This window comes from Collinsella sp. WCA1-178-WT-3 (M1) (genome assembly GCF_009696325.1).
GTDB lineage: Bacteria > Actinomycetota > Coriobacteriia > Coriobacteriales > Coriobacteriaceae > Collinsella.
The window spans coordinates 1-1348 of record NZ_VUME01000032.1 but is presented as its reverse complement, the minus strand read 5'-3'; the positions used below and the strand labels follow the sequence as shown (position 1 = coordinate 1348).

2 protein-coding genes are annotated in these 1348 nt (G+C 51.6%); both read left to right on the top strand.

All coding sequences use genetic code 11. The features are described 5' to 3' along the window. The first annotated feature begins 742 nt into the window (after positions 1–742). Positions 743–934, top strand: coding sequence for a Rop family plasmid primer RNA-binding protein (locus tag FYJ40_RS08860; protein WP_004187666.1), 192 nt, complete (start codon positions 743–745; stop codon positions 932–934). After that, positions 934–1335: an AlpA family transcriptional regulator gene (locus FYJ40_RS08855; RefSeq protein ID WP_012579088.1), complete on the top strand. Its 402-nt coding sequence runs from the start codon at positions 934–936 to the stop codon at positions 1333–1335. The genes FYJ40_RS08860 and FYJ40_RS08855 overlap by 1 nt, the downstream gene beginning before the upstream one ends. Positions 1336–1348 lie beyond the last annotated feature (13 nt).

Genomic DNA, 1348 nt, shown 5'->3' with positions numbered 1-1348 from the left:
TTTTTTTACTTTCTTCTTGAGATTATCTGGCAGCAGCCGTAAGCTTCCGGCTGTGAACGAAAAAAACCGCCTTGGCGGGCGGTTTTTTCGAAAGGTTCAGTAGAGTTGGCGCTCTATGAACCGAGGTAACTGGCTTAAAGGGAGCGCAGTCACCAAAACTGTTCGTTTAGTTTAGCTTTAACTGGCGTATAACTTCAAGACTAACTCCCTAAATCAGTTACCAGTGGCTGCTGCCAGTGGCGCTTTGTCGTGTCTTTCCGGGTTGGACTCAAGACGATAGTTACCGGATTAGGCGCAGCAGTCGGACTGAACGGGGGGTTCGTGCATACAGTCCAGCTTGGAGCGAACTGCCTACCCGGAACTGAGTGTCAGGCGTGGAATGAGACAAACGCGGCCATAACAGCGGAATGACACCGGTAAACCGAAAGGCAGGAACAGGAGAGCGCACGAGGGAGCCACCAGGGGGAAACGCCTGGTATCTTTATAGTCCTGTCGGGTTTCGCCACCACTGATTTGAGCGTCAGATTCCGTGATGCTTGTCAGGGGGGCGGAGCCTATGGAAAAACGGCCGCTGTGCGGCCTTTCCTTCTTTCCTCCATGCGATTACTCGGTTTTCTCGAGCGTTTCTACGCATGCTCCTGCCGCTCGCCGCAGCCGAACGGCAGGAGCGTAGCGACTGAGTGAGCGAGGAAGCGGAAAAGAGGAGATCCCTACACTGACCACTGACGCTCTGAGGCCTCTTATGACGAAACAACAGAAAACAGCGCTGAACATGGCTAAATTCATCCAGAATCAGTCTCTGCTCCTGCTGGAGAAGCTTAACGAGCTTGATCTCGATGTCGAGGCCGACCTTTGTGAGAAACTCCACGATGATGCGGAGCATCTTTTCCGTACACTGTCCTCGAGACTGGATGCATTACAGGATGGTAACTGATGGCCAGAGTGTCTATTAGTGAGGCTGCCCGACTGACGGGTAAGAGTAGAACAACACTGCACAGGTTAATTAAAGCAGGTGACCTGTCCACCTGTAGCGGTGAGCGCAATGCAAAAATGGTAGATACTTCAGAGCTTTTACGTGTCTTTGGCCCCTTTGAGCAACCGAAGGGTGAACACCATTCTGGACAGGTCTCTGGACAGCGTGATACAGCCTCTGCTGACCAGAGTGAACAGGTGATCCGTCATCTGAAACAGGAGATTGAACACCTGAACACCTTACTTTTGTCCAAGGATTCGCACATTGACAGCCTGAAACAGGCCATGCTCCTTCTTGAAAATCACCAGGCAAAATTAACTGAATCCCCGGCGCCATGGTGGAAATTCTGGAAAAAATCCTGACCCCGTCATGCTT